A 16,788-nucleotide genomic window follows, 5' to 3' on the forward strand; every position below is an offset into this window, starting at 1 on the left:
GTTCATCGAGCCTTATAGAGAAGCTTCGCGCTGCTGCTGATTGTCCTCGGATCTATCTCCGGCTCGTGCCATTTGTCTGCAACGGCCATCCATCGCTCGATCTGCGCCTGAAGCTTGGGTTCGTTTGCATATAGGTGAAACGTATAGAGGCGGTTGACGATGTCGCGCATCAGCGAGCGCATTTCATCTTCATCGATGCGCGAGACTTCGGTCCATGAGATGCGGCGACCATCGGCATCCAGAACAAAGACGTCCGAATAGTCACCGGTCCGGGTGATGGGGGTCAGGCCGGCATGCAGCGCTTCCAGCTGCGTGTTGCGCACGCAAAGCACGGCCATGATCTTGGCCAGCTTTGTTGCAATGCGCCTCTCGTCGTGTTTCATGTGGCCAGAATAGTGCGCGCTGGGCCGTCCGGCTAAGACGATTTTGATGTGTCGAGTGTTGATTTTTGTGTCGGAGTGACCCATTCTTCTATTTAGCGCTGACCATTCTGAAATATGATAATCTTATGAAAAGTCGGCGGAATTATTGAAGCCAGTGGGGCAAGGCGTTTCGAAAAACTGGTTCAAATTCTCACAGAATTCAACACTCCTCAGCCATGAACGCCCGCGTCATGGGTAAGTGAGGCAGGATCAGTTCACTGGGAAAAGTCTGGACGGTGATCAGCCGTAGGTCAACTAGATGATACATGGGTGGCAGCGGCCAACAGTTTAGCACAGCCCATGGGACGTCTTACAAGGCCAGCCTGGACGGGGTTTTGTGTCATGGATGTCCCAGGCATGCCCGACGTGGGTGCCGATCCCGCGAGGCGTTCGCCTTTTCACAATTCAAATCAAAGCAAGGAATAGTGCAGCCGCAATCTTCGCGGGAAACGATGTGCCGTTCAGCGTTGTCCCGTGGCTGCAAAACTGATTAAGTCCTTGAGTAACGACGACGATAGAGTTCTTCCCTTAATTTGGGGGCATGCATCAAGGTTGTGACGGTTTGGATAAACGATCCCTGAGCGAGCGTGACATTTGCACGAAGTTTATCACGCCGGCCCTGCGTGCCGCCGGGTGGGACGAGATGACCCAGCTTCGCGAAGAGGTCAGCTTTACCAAGGGACGGATCATCGTGCGCGGCAGGCTGGTGAGCCGGGGTAAGGGCAAGCGGGCTGATTACATCCTGTCGGTAAAGCCGAACATCCCGTTGGCGATTATTGAAGCCAAAGAGAACAAAGAGGCAGTTGGGGCTGGGCTGCAACAGGCTCTGGACTATGCTGAAACCTTGGACATCCCGTTTGTGTTTTCGTCGAACGGCGATGGCTTTGTTTTCCATGATCGAACTGGTGCCAGCCCGACACCCGAGGTCACACTGACGCTGGATCAGTTCCCGTCGCCTGCCGAGTTGTGGGCGCGGTATCAGGCGGCAAAGGGGCTGTCGGACGTGGCTGCGGCGGTGGCTCTGCAAGATTATTTCGACGATGGCAGCGGCAAGACCCCGCGCTACTATCAGGTGAACGCCGTCAACTCTGCGATTGAGGCCATCGCTAAGGGCCAGGACCGCGTGCTGCTGGTGATGGCTACCGGCACCGGCAAAACCTACACGGCGTTCCAGATCATCTGGCGCCTTTGGAAGGCGGGTCAGAAGAAGCGCATCCTGTTTCTGGCGGACCGGAATGTGCTGATTGACCAGACCATGGTGAACGACTTCCGGCCCTTCGCGGGCAATATGGCAAAGCTGTCGACCCAGTCCAAGACCATTGAGCGGGCTGATGGCACATCAACCGATCTGACGCTGGCCTTGGATAAGAAGCGGCGTATCGACACATCCTATGAGATTTACCTCGGACTCTATCAGGCCATCACCGGCCCCGATGAAAGTCAGAAGCTCTACCGCGAGTTCTCACCAGACTTTTTCGATCTGATTGTGATTGACGAGTGCCATCGGGGCAGCGCCGCCGACGATTCCGCTTGGCGCGAAATTCTGGCGCATTTCTCAACGGCGACGCAGATCGGTCTGACGGCCACGCCAAAGGAAACCGAATACGCTTCGAACATCGATTATTTCGGCGCGCCGGTTTACAGTTATTCGCTCAAGCAGGGCATCCGCGACGGCTTCCTTGCACCCTACAAGGTGATCAAGGTTCACATTGACCGCGATGTGCAGGGCTATCGGCCCGTCCAAGGTCAGTTGGATCGCGACGGTGAAGAAGTTGAAGATCGCATCTACAACACCAAAGATTTCGACCGGACATTGGTGCTCGACGATCGCACCAAACTGGTGGCCCAGAAGATCACGGAGTTCCTCAAACAAAGCGGCGACAGGATGGCCAAGACCATCGTCTTTTGTGTCGATCAGGAGCACGCCGCCCGCATGCGTCAGGCGCTGATCAATGAGAATGCCGATTTGGTGGCGCAGAACCATCGCTATGTCATGCGGATCACGGGCAATGACAAAGACGGCCTCGATCAGCTTGGGAACTTCATCGACCCCGAGGCCGCCTATCCGGTAATCGTGACGACCTCGCGCCTTTTGTCCACCGGAGTTGATGCCCAGACATGCCGGCTGATCGTGTTGGACCGCGAAGTGGGGTCGATGACCGAATTTAAGCAAATCGTCGGTCGCGGCACCCGGGTGCATGAAGACACGCAGAAGCTTTACTTCACCGTGATGGATTTTCGCGGATCAACCAGCCATTTCGCCGATCCTGACTTCGACGGTGAGCCGGTGCAGATCTATGAACCCGGTGCGAATGATCCCGTCACGCCACCCGATGATGCGCCGCAAACGGGCGAGGATGGCCAGCCTCTTGCCCCCACGCCCGGCGATGATGAAACGGTGCTGACCAATCCGGATGATCCGATGGGGGCGGCCATGAGTGGTAACCCCAGCCGCAAGATTTATGTCGACGGCGTTGGCGCGTTGATCGTGGCGGAACGTGTCGAATATCTAGATGAAAGCGGAAAACTGGTCACCGAGTCATTGCGGGACTACACCCGCAAGGCCTTGCAAAAGCAATTCGTCAGCCTCGATGCTTTCCTGAAGCGCTGGAACAGTGAGCAGCGCAAAGCGGCGGTGGTTGAGGAATTGGAAGCCGAAGGCTTGCCGCTGGATATGATCGCCGCCGAACTTGGCCGCGACCTCGATCCCTTTGACCTGATCTGCCACATCGCCTTTGACGCCAAACCGCTGACCCGCCAAGAACGTGCGGATAACGTCAAGAAGCGCGATGTCTTCACCAAATTCGGCCCCCAGGCCCGCGCCGTCCTCGAAGCGCTTCTGGCCAAATACGCCGATGAAGGGGTATTGAACCTCGACGACCTCGGCGTGCTGAAAATCTCCCCCTTCAGCGGCATGGGAAGCGTGGTTGAACTCATCCGCGCTTTCGGGGGAAAACCGGAATTCGAACAGGCCGTCCGTGACCTGCAATCTGCCATTTACGAAGAAAGCGCCTAACAAATGTCCGTCCGCACCCTCGTCAAATCCATCCAAGACATCATGCGCAAGGACACTGGGGTTGATGGTGATGCGCAGCGCATCAGCCAGCTGTGCTGGATGTTCTTCCTGAAAATCATCGACGATCAGGATCAGGAACTGGAGCTGACCAAAGACAATTACACCTCGCCTATCCCGCCTGATCTGCAATGGCGCGCTTGGGCGGCCGACCCCGAAGGCATCACCGGCGATGCGCTGTTGGATTTCGTCAACCTGAACCTGTTCCCGAAACTCAAGTCCCTGCCGCCCGCCGCTGGCCCCCGTGCCAAGGTCGTGCGCGATGTATTTGAGGACGCGAACAATTACATGAAGAAAGGGACCCTCCTTCGCCAAGTTATCAACAAGATCAACGAGGTCGATTTCAACAACCTGACCGAACGCCAGCACTTTGGCGACATCTACGAGCAGATTCTGAACGACCTGCAGAACGCCGGTAACGCGGGCGAATACTACACCCCCCGCGCCGTCACCGCCTTTATGGTCCAGCAGATCGACCCTAAGCCGGGCGAGACCCTGTTCGACCCCGCCTGCGGCACTGGTGGTTTTTTGACCTGCGCCATGCGCCACATGCGCGACGCTTACGTCAAGCGCCCCGAACATGAGGCGCTGATGCAGGCCTCGCTTCGCGCGGTGGAAAAGAAGCCGCTGCCCCACATGCTGTGCGTCACCAACATGCTGCTGAACGGGGTCGAGGAGCCGAACTTCGTCCGCCACGACAACACCCTTGCGCGTCCGCTGGTCAGCTGGACCAAGGATGAACGTGTCGACATCGTCCTGACCAACCCCCCCTTCGGCGGAAAAGAAGAGGATGGGATCGAATCCAACTTCCCCACATTCCGGACCCGCGAAACCGCCGATCTGTTCCTCGCCTTGATCATCCGCCTGCTCAAGCCCGGTGGCCGCGCCGCCGTGGTGCTGCCAGACGGCTCGCTATTCGGCGAGGGGATCAAGACCCGGCTCAAGGAACACCTGATGGAGGAATGCAACCTGCACACCATCGTGCGGCTGCCCAACTCGGTCTTCAAACCCTATGCCTCTATCGGCACCAACTTGCTATTCTTTGAAAAGGGCACGCCCACCCGCGACATCTGGTATTGGGAACACCGCGTGCCCGAGGGGCAAAAGGCCTATTCGATGACCAAACCGATCCGGCTGGATCACCTGAATGACTGCGCCGCATGGTGGGGCGGGGCCGCGCGGGCTGGCAGGGTGGAAGGCCCGCAGGCGTGGAAGGTGACGGCGGAGGAGGTCAAGGCCCGCAGCTATAACCTTGATATCAAGAACCCCCATACTGTCGCCGAGGATCATGGCGACCCCGAAACCCTGCTGGCTGATTTGGCAAAGGCCGAGGCACAGGTGACGTCCCTGCGCGATCAGCTGAAGGCGATCCTGACCGAGGCGTTGGTGCGATGAAGGACACCCCCCTAACCGCCGCCCGCCTGCTGGCGCTGTATGATCAGGTGGCCGGGGCCGAGGACGCCATCCCCCGCCTGCGCCGCTTTGTGCTGGACCTTGCAGTGCGGGGCAAACTGGTGCCGCAGGATGCAGGGGAACACGTGCCTGCGGAACGGGTAGCCGCGCCAAAAGGGGCGACGCCGTATGATCTGCCGAGTAACTGGCGCTGGATGCAGATCGGCGATCAGTTGGACCTTCTGAACGGAATGGCATTCAAGCCAACCGACTGGAAAACAACCGGTCTTCGCATTGTTCGCATTCAGAATTTGAACAACGAGAGCGCACCGTTCAATTTTTGCGACCCTGAGATGGCCCGAGATCGCTCCATCATCGATGATGGTTCATTCTTGATCAGTTGGTCGGGGACCCCCGGCACGTCCTTCGGAGCATTCATCTGGAATCGCGGGCGCGCGGTGTTGAACCAGCATATCTTCCGCTGTGACTTCAAAACACCGGCATTTGATCAGGCCTATCTTCGTCTGGCTATCAACGGGCGCTTGGACGAGATGATCGCGAAAGCCCACGGCGGTGTTGGACTTCAGCATATTACCAAAGGGAAGTTGGAAAGCATGCTGATCGCCCTCCCACCCCTCGCCGAGCAGCGGCGGATTGTGGGGCGGGTGGAGGAGCTTATGGCGCTGTGTGATCAGTTGCAGGCGGCGCGGGCGGGGGAAAGGGCGGTGCGCGACCGTCTGACCACCGCCACCCTGTCGCGCCTGACCGACCCCGATCAGTCTGCCGAAGCCGCCCCCCAAAACGCCCGCTTCGCCCTGCACTCCCTGCCCACCCTCACCACCCACCCCGCCCAAATCAAAACCCTCCGCCAAACCATCCTGAACCTCGCCGTGCGAGGAAAGTTGGTGGAGCAAGACCCGACCGACGAACCGGCGGCGGAGTTGTTGAAGCGGATTGCTATAGAGCGGAACGTCGCCGCTAAGGCGAAGAAGGTGCGGCGAAACGGTGTGCAAGAGGTATCAAGCCTGAGTTCCGATGTGCCGCTTCCAGATGGCTGGCTTTGGACCGATGTTGATGAAATTGCCCTTTCAATGAGGTATGGCACATCCACCAAATGCGAATATGCGACGAAGGGTGTCCCAGTCCTACGAATTCCCAACGTTTCTGGCGGACAGATTTCGTTGGCTGATATGAAGTTCGGCCCGCTATCACCATCTGAGATTTCAGATTTGGCGTTGTCGGCTGGCGACATCCTGATGATCCGCTCAAATGGCAGTCTTGATATCGTCGGGCGCTCTGCGGTTGTGACACCAGAAGCTACTGGGATGGCTTTCGCCGGTTATTTGGTGAGACTCCGTCTAAGCTCGGCAAATCTGAGCGCGACTTACTTGTGGTTGGTTTTGAATTCATCCGACATTCGGAATCAAATTGAAAAGCCAATCCGCTCCGCAGTTGGCTTGAAAAACGTCAACCTCACAGAGTTTGGCGCATTGACCATCCCCCTCCCACCCCTAGCCGAACAACACCGCATCGTGGCCCGCGTCGATGCCCTGATGGCGCTTTGCGATCAGCTGGAATCCAGCCTCACCACCGCCACCACCACCCGCTCCCGCCTGCTCGAAGCCCTCTTGCACGAGGCATTAAACGGGGCGCTTGGCGCTCAAGCCGAGGCCGCCGCATGACAGCACCTCCTTGCCTTGATACGGTTTTTCCGTTCCGCTTGTGACCATCATTTGAAGAAAGACTTTGCCTAGCCATGCTGACCCCAACAGACCGACTGACGACAAAAGTTCTGGATGCCGCGCGGCGAAAGCTGTTGGAAACCGGCACCCGAAACCGGTTAATCCACGTTAACCGCGCGAACCAGCGGGCCAATACGCTGAACATCATCAACGAGCGGTCGGATGATACCTTTGGCATCCTACGCGATCAGGCCAAGCGGATGCGGTTCAAGCCAACGGGCAAGGATCGCAAGCCCGGCGAAGATGAAGAGGCCAGCCAGTTCACCCTGTTGCCGATGGAGATGGAGGGGGCGGGTTCCGCAGGCCCCGAGCGGTTCACCGACCAGTTCCTTGAAACCCCGCTTGGCCCCGAAGCGCAGGCCCGCCGATTGTTGCGGCTGGCCTCTGACGCCCGCACCGCCGAAGAAGAGCAGGGTTTGAACATCCTTTACCTTGCCATCGGGTTCCTGAAATGGCGTGAAAGCAGCAGTTCGGATGTGTGGCGGGAGGCCCCTTTGGTGCTGCTGCCGGTGGAATTGGTGCGCAATGAGCGGACCTCGACCTATGACATCCGCGCGCGGGAGGATGACATCACCACCAACCTGCCACTGCAAGAACGGTTGCGCACCGATTTCGGTATTGTGCTGCCCGAGATTGACGAGGCCGAAGGTTGGACGCCGTCAGGGTATTTTGCCCAAGTGGCGGATGCGGTGTCGGGCCAACCGGGGTGGACGGTTGATGCCGATGGGATGCAGCTTGGGTTTTTCTCCTTCGCCAAGCTGTTGATGCACCGGGATTTGGACCCTGCTGCATGGCCGGACGGCGGGCTGACGGAAAGTGCGCTGCTGGGGGGGCTTTTGGCTGAAGGGTTCGATGGGGGCACGTCGATTTTCGGGCCAGAGGACAAGCTGGATGTGCTGCTGGACCCGGCGGATATCATTCAGGTGGTCGATGCGGATGCGTCGCAAACCAAGGTGATCGAAGAGGTGCGGCGGGGGGCGAACCTTGTGGTTCAGGGGCCGCCGGGAACTGGCAAATCGCAGACCATCACCAACCTGATCGCCGCCGCCGCGCATGACGGCAAAACGGTGCTGTTCGTGGCCGAAAAGATGGCGGCGTTGTCGGTTGTGCATCACCGGCTGGTGAAGGCGGGTCTGCGCGATGTCTGTCTGGAACTGCATTCGCGCAGTGCAAACAAAAAGGCGCTGGCGCAAGAGCTTGGCCGGACGTTGAGCGCCAGTGCGGCGGCAGTGCCTGGGGTGTCCGATGCCTCGGATCTGCGTCAGAACCGGGACAAGTTGAACAGGATTTCAGACCTGCTGCACAAGCCCGTGGGCGCATCGGGTGACACGCCATTCCGGGCCATGTCCGAGATTATTGGCCTGATTGGGAAGGGCGCGCAGCCGCCATCCATCCCCCTGGAAGGGCTTGAACGGCTGGGTGCGCCCGAGCGTCAGGCCGCACTGGCGGCCATCGCCCGGTTTGTCGAGGCGCTGAGGGATGTTGGCGCGCCAGATAGCCATCCCTATCGCGGTGTCTCCAACTACGACCTTCAGCCAACCGATCTGTCGCGCTTGGGCGGTGAACTAGCCGCCGCAAGCACCGCGCTGACACATCTTTCGGCAGAGGCGGCGCGCCTTGCACCAACCCTGCTGCGGCCTGCGCCTTTGTCACTGACGGATGCCACGGCACTGGTGGCTAGTTTGGACATCTTGTCCTCCGCCCCTGAGCATGCACAGCTTTTCGTCACACAAAGTTTGCTTGATCGCGTCGACCAGCCCCGCCTGAGTGAGGCTTTGACGTCGGGTATCGAATGGGCAGAGGCGCGCCATGAGGCCGAAGGCCGGTTTGCGGCAACTGCGTGGTCGGCGGAGGTTGCATCGCTGCGGACCGCCATTGCAGGTGGGCAATCATCCTTCTTTGCGCGAATTTTCGGGCCATACCGCAAGGCATCGGCCGTTCTGGCAGGGCTGTTGTCGGGGCCGCTTCCTAAGCCCGCCGCGGAGCGTTTGGCGCTCGTTGACCAACTGGTTGACGTGCAGGCTCGCAGGCAGCGCCTTGCCGATGAGGAGGCGTGGCTGCAATCGGCTTTGGGCGAGAATTGGCGTGGTGAGCGCACGGACTTTGCCGGGATCAAGACGACCTCAACCTGGCTTGCAACGGCAAAGGCGGCCGGTTTTGGCTCGGCGCCCGACCTTCTCGCCGCTCTGACGAAAATCCAAGCGCCATCGCAAGCGGCGCTTACCTTGGCCACACTGGCGCGGGACGCGCAAGAAAAGGCGGAAAAACCGATTGCCCGGTTGGGGCTTGATCTTGAACAGGCTGGGTTTTCGTCTGAATTGGAAAAGGCCGACCTGACCGAGCTGGCAGCCGCATTTGAACAAATGCGAGCGGATAGTGGGCGCTATGTCGACTGGGCGGCCCTTGCCCGCGCGACGGCGCAGACGGTGGAAAACGGGGCAGGAGGCGTGATTGACGCGGTTGCAGATGGTCGGGTTGAACCCGCTGCCGCCGGGGACGAGTTTACCTATGCCTGTGCCGAGGCGCGCTGGAATACAGCGCGCAGGGTGCTGCCCGAACTTGGGCAACTTGCCGGTTTGGACCGGCATGAGCTTGTGCAGATGTTTCAGAAAAATGAACGCGCGCGCCTGAATGAGGCCCAAGCGCTGATCCTTGCGCGACATTTTGCCCAGATCCCCAAGGGCAGCATGGGGGAAATGGGCGTAATTCGCGGTGAGATTGGTCGCAAAAGCCGGCATAAGCCGATCCGCTGGGTGATGAAAAACGCGGGCTCGATGGTGCAGCGTATCAAGCCCGTCATGCTGATGAGCCCGATTTCCGTGGCGCAGTTTCTGCCGCCCGGCACGGTGACCTTTGATTTGCTGGTGATTGATGAGGCGTCGCAGATCCGGCCTGAGGATGCGTTGGGCGTGATTGCCCGCGCGGGCCAGATCGTGGTGGTTGGGGACCAAAAGCAACTGCCGCCGACGTCGTTCTTTGATCGTCTTGTGGACGATGTCGAAGACAACGAAGAGGACGACGAAATGCCCGCAGGCGCAACGGCGGCAGATATGGAAAGTATCCTGTCGCTTTGCGAAGCCCGTGGCTTGCGGTCGCGCATGCTGGAATGGCATTATCGGTCCCGCGATCCGTCCTTGATCCGGGTGTCGAACGCGGAATTCTATGATGACAATCTGGTTCTGCCGCCATCGCCACTGCAGCTCGATCCCAATTATGGGATGAAGTTCCGGCGCGTGCCGGGCGTTTATGCCCGCGGGAAAACTACGTCAGCCCGGGCTGGAACCAACAAGATCGAGGCGCAGCATGTGGTCAAAGCCGTTGCTGAACATGCCCGCAAAAGCCCTGACCTGTCGCTTGGCGTTGTGGCCTTTTCCAAAGCGCAGTCTGATACATTGACCGAGGCGTTGGAATATGAACGCCGCCACGATCCGGTTCTGGACGCGTTCCTGCGCGAAGGTCGGGCCGAGGATGTTTTCGTGAAGAACATCGAAAACGTGCAAGGCGATGAGCGTGATGTGATCCTGATTTCGGTCGGCTACGGTCCGCAAGAGCCAAACGGCCGGTTGGCGGCCATGTCTTTTGGTCCGGTGAATGGTGAAGGCGGTGAACGCCGCTTGAACGTGTTGTTTTCGCGGGCAAGGGTGCGTTGCGAGATTTTCGCCTCATTCGATCCTGGTGATATCGACCCAAGCCGGTCATCGCGCGTGGGGCCGCGCGTGTTGAAACGCTTCCTTGATTTCGCGAAAACCGGGATCATTGAAGAGCAGGTGGCAACGGGTCTTGATTCGGATAGCCCTTTTGAAGAGGATGTCGCCCGCGTCATTCGTGAGCTTGGTTATGAGGCCGACCCGCAGGTTGGCACCGCAGGTTTCCGTATCGACATCGGGGTGCGCCATCCGGACCGTCCAGGGCAGTATATCGTCGCGGTTGAATGCGATGGGGCCGCCTATCACTCAGCACTTTGGGCGCGCGAGCGTGACCGCTTGCGGCAGGATGTGCTCGAAGGCCTTGGCTGGCGTTTCCACCGGATCTGGAGCACGGATTGGTTCCATCGCCGTGACCATGAGATCCGCCGTCTTGCCGAAGCCCTTATGGCCGCGAAGGAAACGGCCGCTGATGGCATCGTTGTGCGGGGCGCGAATACGGGCGGACTTCTGCAAGTGGTTGATGTGGAGCAGAATACTCCGGGACCGATCGAAATCGGCCATCTGGAACTAACAGCCCCACCCTATCAGCGTGTGGGCTTGTCGGTCAGAAGCACCGTCGAACCACATGAGGCGCCTCAGGGGCAGATCGGCGATCTGATCATCAAGATTGTCGAGATTGAAGGTCCGATTCATGTCGATGAAATTGCAAGACGGGTCGCGACAGCTTTTGGTAAGCTCAAGGCGGGTAGCCGGATCGTTGATGCGACAATGCGTGCTTTGAAGGCGGTGCAGAGACGCAGCGACAATCGTCTGACAACGGTGGGACATTTTGTCATGACCGCAGATCAAGCCACTGCTCCGCCGGTTCGAGACCGGAGGGCCGAGACGGGCGGTGTGCTGAAGGCGGAATATCTGCCTCCCATGGAAATTTCCGCTGCAGTTGCGCGGATAAGCGCAGAAAGCGGCATCATGCCACCCGAAGAAATGACGAAAGCCGTGGCGCGTTTACTTGGTTTTCAGCGTGTTGGGCCGGATTTGTCGGAGGGTATCATGGCGGTCGTGGTGAAAGACTGAGGGTAGAACAGGAACTTGGAGCAAGAATGACGCACTCGGCCCAAGGACGAAGCCGCGGCATTGGTGCTTACCGCTGACGGCGTGAGACGCCCATAACGGTGTGTATTTTGCGATCTGACTGATCTGCCTGACGACTGGGGTCTTCTCAATCATCAGACAGGAGTTTCCCATGACAGAGGAGAGAGTAACCCCGCTGCGTCAGCGGATGATCGAAGACATGCGCATCCGTGGGATGGGCGACAAGGCACAGAAGTCGCACATCCGGGCGATCAAGGATTTCGCGGCCTTTTTTGGGCGACCACCCGACACGGCCACGCCGGATGACCTGCGCGGTTATCAGCTCCATATGACAGACACAACCGCCTCTACACTTTCCCCATATGTCTATCCAAGACCCCCGCGGCTTCCTCCTTGGGAGGTTTTCTAACGCGGGTCGTGGTAGCGCCAGTGCGCAGCGTATCGCCGCGACCCACATCAGAAAACCTTCACCAAAGCCGACACTCGTCAGTAGTCATCATTCTGCAGCGCAACCTCCTCAAAGTAGACCTTTGCACGCTGAATCTGCAGTTGTGAAGCAAGACTTCTCAGACTACCCTAACCAATGGGAACCTGAGAATTTTTTCAACGCCGTAGGAAACGAGTACTCTTGAACAATTGCCCTCACGCAGGATCAATTTCGGTTTTTCAAACCCTATGTTTGTTGGATAGTTACTTTCCCGAGTTTGCACAGGGTGTTGCAGACGGCCGATATGCTTTTTGGTTGGGGTCCGGAATATCGCGCTCGCGGTTCCCTATGCTCGGCGACCTTGTGATCAAAGTGTTGGAGTACCTAAGGTCGCGTATCAATCATGACAACCCCAACTGCCCTTTCAAGGAAGCCCTTGAGAGAGCTTTCAATATTGCGGGGCTCAACGATGACGAACGAAATCAAGTCACCTTGGATACAGTAGTTGCGGAGTGGCAGATAGCAGGCATTTTGAAGCAAAGACTTTCAAATCTATATGCTCAATTCCTTAACATCGATGTTGCAGGTGAAGCCGATGACCTACTTGTATGGAACGGCATCGACGTAGTCAGCACTTATGCAGATCCAAACGTAGAGCCCTCCGCAGAACACTTTGCTTTGGCCGCTCTCATAAAAGAAGGCATGGTTTCTGAACTTGCATCAGCGAACTGGGACGCATTGGTTGAGAAAGCGGTGCAACTAACAAGCGCAGGTGCTTGTGCGATCGATGTATGCGTTAGGTCCCAAGATCTGCAAGCAGGTGAGTTCCGTGCGAAACTCTTAAAGTTTCATGGATGTGCAGTTCGGGCCGCTCAGGATGAGGAAACCTATCGTAAGCACATTGTCGGCAGACAAGTTCAAATCGATACTTGGCGCGACGAACCTAGAAACCAGGGCATGGTCCAGCATTTGGTAACGACGATTATGGAGAACCCAACCCTTATGCTAGGATTGTCCGCACAAGACTTCAACATTCGCGGTCTCTTTTCGCAAGCGCAGAATCAACTGGCTTGGGACTGGCCCGGGGAGCGCCCAGCTTGCGTTTTCTCGAATGACGAGATTGGAGAAGATCAGCGCGCGCTTTTAGCTAACGTGTTTCGGCAGCACTACACTGGGCAAACACGGAGTGAAATCCAAAGCCATGTGCTTGTCCGATCTTATGCATCCCAACTGCTGCCCGCGCTTCTTTTGTACGGTTTGGCGAGAAAGCTCACCCGAATTTCTTCGATGCTACCTATGGATATTCCTGAAGAATTAAGAGAGTGGGTTAAGGCGAAGATTCATGATTTGAGAAATTCAATTGCAGCAGGTTGCACCACAGATACCCTCAGTTTTATTTTGCATTTGATGCGCCAGATAACTAAGTGCAAAAGCCTTTTGATTGAGGGGCGATCACCTGAAGACCCAGCATGTTTTGAGCCAATTACTGAAACTGCCGTAAGAAACATTGAAGACTCGCAGATTATGAGGAATAGCGGATTGCCCGAAGCAGCTATCGCGGCTGCGATCTTGAGTTCCGGCTCTGCAAATGGTCTCTGGGAAATCGCTACGACGCCTGGAGACGGGATTGGTACTGGTATGATTGCTCTGGTTAAGGGCGACCGCAGAACACCGTTGTATGTCGTGACAGATGCGAGTGCAGAACATCATTTGTTCGCGTCTGGCCATCTACAGGAATCGAGGGATGCCATTGTCGTACACGCGAAACCAATACATGATAGGTTGCAGAGGTCCCCGAGCCGATCCTTTGCAGGAACGTCAGCAGACCGCATCAGGCGTACTAGTATTCGGACATTGCTCGACGATGTAACAAATGGAGAAGGGTTAACCGAAAGATTTACTTTGGAAGCGATGCCATGACCATTTTGGGACCAGTCGAAAAGGTGGTTGCACTGCTCGAACAGAATGGGTACCGCCGCCTGCCCACACCCTTGGCTATCAACCGGATCAAGTTTGACTTTCCCGCTGTTTTGGACAAGCAAGGGGTATCAAACGACTTGATACTGGTCGTAGATACCGCAATGCGCGAAGATCAAGATATAGTTGTCAACGTCCTGGGTGTTGCGCGAGCGCTAGATGTTTCACGAGCAAGCAATTCGATCACCACAGTTATCGTCGGTCCACGCCCATCGGTTCGTCACTTAGATGAACTAAAGTCCGTCTGCCGCGTGTTGCCTGTAGGTTCGATTGCTGATGAATCTGGCGGAAACAACTTGTCAAACTGGTTGGCAGTGTTGCTTCCTTTGGGCGAATTCGACACTGCCCAGGCTCTTGGCGATCCGGCTATTGCTCTGGACACAAAAATTGAACAACTACCCTTAGAAGTGCGGAAACTAACTAAGGCAGCCAAACAAGGCCGGAAGTCGGTAGAAGCCATGGCGCGCGATCTCGTAAGCGACGCCTTAGAACCAATCTGGGAGGAGCAAAAGTGACTTCTCGCATAACGAAGCTTCGTGCGTCAGATTTTAGGAGCCTGAACGGTCTCATCGATTTAGATCTGGATGCATCGGTCGTACTAATCCATGGGCCGAACGGCAGCGGCAAAACCAGCTTTCTGTCTGCGTTAGAATTCGCTCTGACCGGAAGCGTGGACGCAATGAGCCGCGTCGAGAGGAACTACAAGCAAGATCTCGTTCATTATGATGCCACGATGGCTAGTGTTTCCGTCGAATGCCGACATCAAGATACCTACAGCAACCCTGCCAACCTGACGATTTCATCATCTGGTGCCGTCGAAGGCACCCATCTATTAGATTCAGTTCATTCGCGGTTCTTCTCCGAGCGGTCGTTTCTTGCTCAAGCAACACTAAGTCGTTTGCTTGAAATCTATGAGATAAGTGACACTAGAGATGGTGAAAACGCACTGACCAGATTCGTAAAGGAAATCTTGGGCTTAGAAGTCCTGGACAATGTAATTGAGGGATTGAAACCTACCGGACACAAAGCCCGCCTTAGAAAATCTGTGCCGGAGTTTTCCGATGCCGAAGATGAGGTGGAAAGGCTTTTAGTAAGCAAAGAACGACAGCAAAAAACGCTAGACGAACTTCTAAACGCCAGCATCACTGCATCTAACAGTCTCAAGGAGAGTTTGGAGGCGTTCAATCTCGATAAAGATATGGAGCTACAAGCCCTCCTGCATACTCTTGAAAATTCCCTGAGCCAGGAAAACGAGTTCACGCGCCTTTTGGAAATTGACCGTGAGCTTATATCAGCCCGATCATTGCTAGGGCGTCTTTCCAAGATCAGTGTTGCTGCCATCGCAGAGGCAGAACAAATACTTATGAATGCAAGAGCCGAACTTGATGAATGGAAGACCACTCATGAGCCGCGATTTCAGCAATTAGTAGAGCTTGTGACTTCATTTCTGGTTAACTCACCGAGCCCAGCTCGCGTTGGACGAGAGACCTTCCGTGCGGCTTCTCTAAACGAGATTTCTGCTGAACTTTCAAGGGTCGAAGCCAGATTGGCGAGGGATGAGATTGCCCGTGCGGAGACCGTTTCGGCGCAATCTTCACTAAACAAAGCTACTGAAAGGTCAGCACGACTAGGTGACAGGCTGGAAGGCCTTTCTTCGAGCACAAGCGACTTAGCAAGGGCCTTGTCCGCTGTCTCGCCATTTGTAAAAGACGATGAATGCCCGGTTTGCCATAGAGACTTTCGCGAGATTTCAAAGGGTCCTCTACAGTCGCATCTTTCCGCGCACATTTCAGTCCTAACTTCCGCTGCTTCTGAGCTTCAATCGGTATCGATGGAGCGGCAGAAAGCGCGAAGCGAGGTTAAGAAGGCAACCGATCTTCTAGAGGCACACACGGCTAATACACTCTCAATCGTCGATAGGAATTCACTGGTGTCGCGTGCAGGGCGATTAAGAGATGCCAAAAGCCAACTCGAAGATGCGGAGAACGTTGCCAAAGCCGGAGATCATTGCAATGAACGAGTCAGAGACGCGTCAGAAAAACTTTCGGAGCTTCGACAAGATCTTGAAACGGTCGAAGGCATCAGACGGTCTAGCCAAAAATTTGTCACTGATTTGAAGCTGTCGGGCATAGACCCTGAAGACTCTACGCCCAGCATTTTGGAGCTCTGCAAACGGGCAGTGGATGAACAGCTAAGTAAGATGAGGAGCAGAGAAGAGCATCGCCAGAATGCAATGAGATATACACAAGAAATGCAAAGCTTGGCTGACAGGATAAACGCTGAAAAGGCCAGTTTGGAGCAGATCAAGAAGCGAGTTGAGAAGGCCCAAGCCTCCTTTAAGGAGGTCGATGTTCTACGCCAGAACTTCAAGCGCCTTTCTGATAGTGCTATCGCCGTAAGGACTGAGATCGTTCAACAGGTCTTTAACGAGTCCCTAAACTCAATCTGGAAAGACCTTTTTGTTCGCCTGGCTCCGGAGGAGCCTTTCGTTCCGGTTTTTGCGCTTCCTGACACAGCTTCTGGACCGGTAAAGGCTGAGCTAAAAACAAGCTACCGAGGGAAGAGCGACGGCGGAAATCCCAAGGCGATGTTGAGTGCGGGAAACCTCAATACAGCGGCACTCACGTTGTTTCTTTCGCTTCACCTTTCCGCCCCACCAACGCTGCCTTGGCTGGTTCTGGATGACCCAGTTCAAAACATGGATGACATTCACATTGCCCAGTTTGCGGGTCTCCTGAAGACCTTAACTAGGCAAAAGAAACGACAGGTCATTATCGCTGTTCACGAGAAGCCACTCTTTGACTATTTGGCTCTCGAACTTAGTCCTGCATCCGAAAGCGACAGCTTGATCACCGTAGAGCTTGCCCGAGGTGCTACAGGACAAACCACCTACAGCACACATCTAATGACTTGGGACCCAAAGCGATTGTTTTACGCAGCAGGATAGATGTCCGCTTTTTAAGGGAGATTTGACTGGCCCGGAAGCAGCCCGCGTCGTTGTAATTGCTAGAGCGGG

The 16,788-nt window shown here is 56.2% G+C and carries 8 protein-coding genes and 1 pseudogene; 8 read left to right on the forward strand and 1 reads right to left on the reverse strand.

Annotated features, from left to right (window positions below; all coding sequences use genetic code 11):
• Positions 1-2: 2 nt before the first annotated feature.
• Positions 3-383, reverse strand: a complete 381-nt coding sequence (locus tag VR71_RS12300; protein WP_045684417.1) for a hypothetical protein — start codon at positions 381-383, stop codon at positions 3-5.
• 601 nt (positions 384-984) lie between these two features.
• Between VR71_RS12300 and hsdR the strand changes: the two genes are divergently transcribed.
• The 8 genes and pseudogenes from hsdR (at position 985) to VR71_RS12340 (ending at position 16,719) form a co-directional block, all read left to right on the forward strand.
• Positions 985-3,438: an EcoAI/FtnUII family type I restriction enzme subunit R gene (hsdR, locus tag VR71_RS12305; protein WP_045684353.1), complete on the forward strand. Its 2,454-nt coding sequence runs from the start codon at positions 985-987 to the stop codon at positions 3,436-3,438.
• Between the two features lie 3 nt (positions 3,439-3,441).
• Complete coding sequence (locus tag VR71_RS12310; RefSeq protein ID WP_045684355.1) at positions 3,442-4,890, forward strand: class I SAM-dependent DNA methyltransferase; 1,449 nt, start codon at positions 3,442-3,444, stop codon at positions 4,888-4,890.
• Positions 4,887-6,569 carry a restriction endonuclease subunit S gene (locus VR71_RS12315; protein ID WP_296430347.1) on the forward strand — a complete coding sequence of 561 codons (1,683 nt, stop codon included), beginning with the start codon at positions 4,887-4,889 and terminating at the stop codon, positions 6,567-6,569. Before VR71_RS12310 ends, VR71_RS12315 begins: the two co-directional genes overlap by 4 nt.
• A 74-nt stretch (positions 6,570-6,643) precedes the next feature.
• Positions 6,644-11,350 carry a DUF3320 domain-containing protein gene (locus VR71_RS12320; RefSeq protein WP_045684357.1) on the forward strand — a complete coding sequence of 1,569 codons (4,707 nt, stop codon included), beginning with the start codon at positions 6,644-6,646 and terminating at the stop codon, positions 11,348-11,350.
• Between the two features lie 169 nt (positions 11,351-11,519).
• Positions 11,520-11,726 (forward strand): annotated as a pseudogene (locus tag VR71_RS12325) (phage integrase N-terminal SAM-like domain-containing protein); the annotation flags it as partial.
• Positions 11,727-12,143: 417 nt separating this feature from the next.
• A complete protein-coding gene (locus VR71_RS12330; RefSeq protein WP_045684364.1) occupies positions 12,144-13,715 on the forward strand; it encodes an SIR2 family protein in 1,572 nt (523 codons plus the stop codon).
• Positions 13,712-14,287 carry a hypothetical protein gene (locus VR71_RS12335; RefSeq protein ID WP_045684366.1) on the forward strand — a complete coding sequence of 192 codons (576 nt, stop codon included), beginning with the start codon at positions 13,712-13,714 and terminating at the stop codon, positions 14,285-14,287. Before VR71_RS12330 ends, VR71_RS12335 begins: the two co-directional genes overlap by 4 nt.
• On the forward strand, positions 14,284-16,719 hold the full coding sequence (locus VR71_RS12340; RefSeq protein ID WP_045684368.1) for an AAA family ATPase: 2,436 nt from the start codon (positions 14,284-14,286) through the stop codon (positions 16,717-16,719). Before VR71_RS12335 ends, VR71_RS12340 begins: the two co-directional genes overlap by 4 nt.
• Positions 16,720-16,788: the final 69 nt, after the last annotated feature.

The organism is Roseovarius sp. BRH_c41 (assembly GCF_000961715.1).
Classification (GTDB): Bacteria; Pseudomonadota; Alphaproteobacteria; order Rhodobacterales; family Rhodobacteraceae; genus Roseovarius.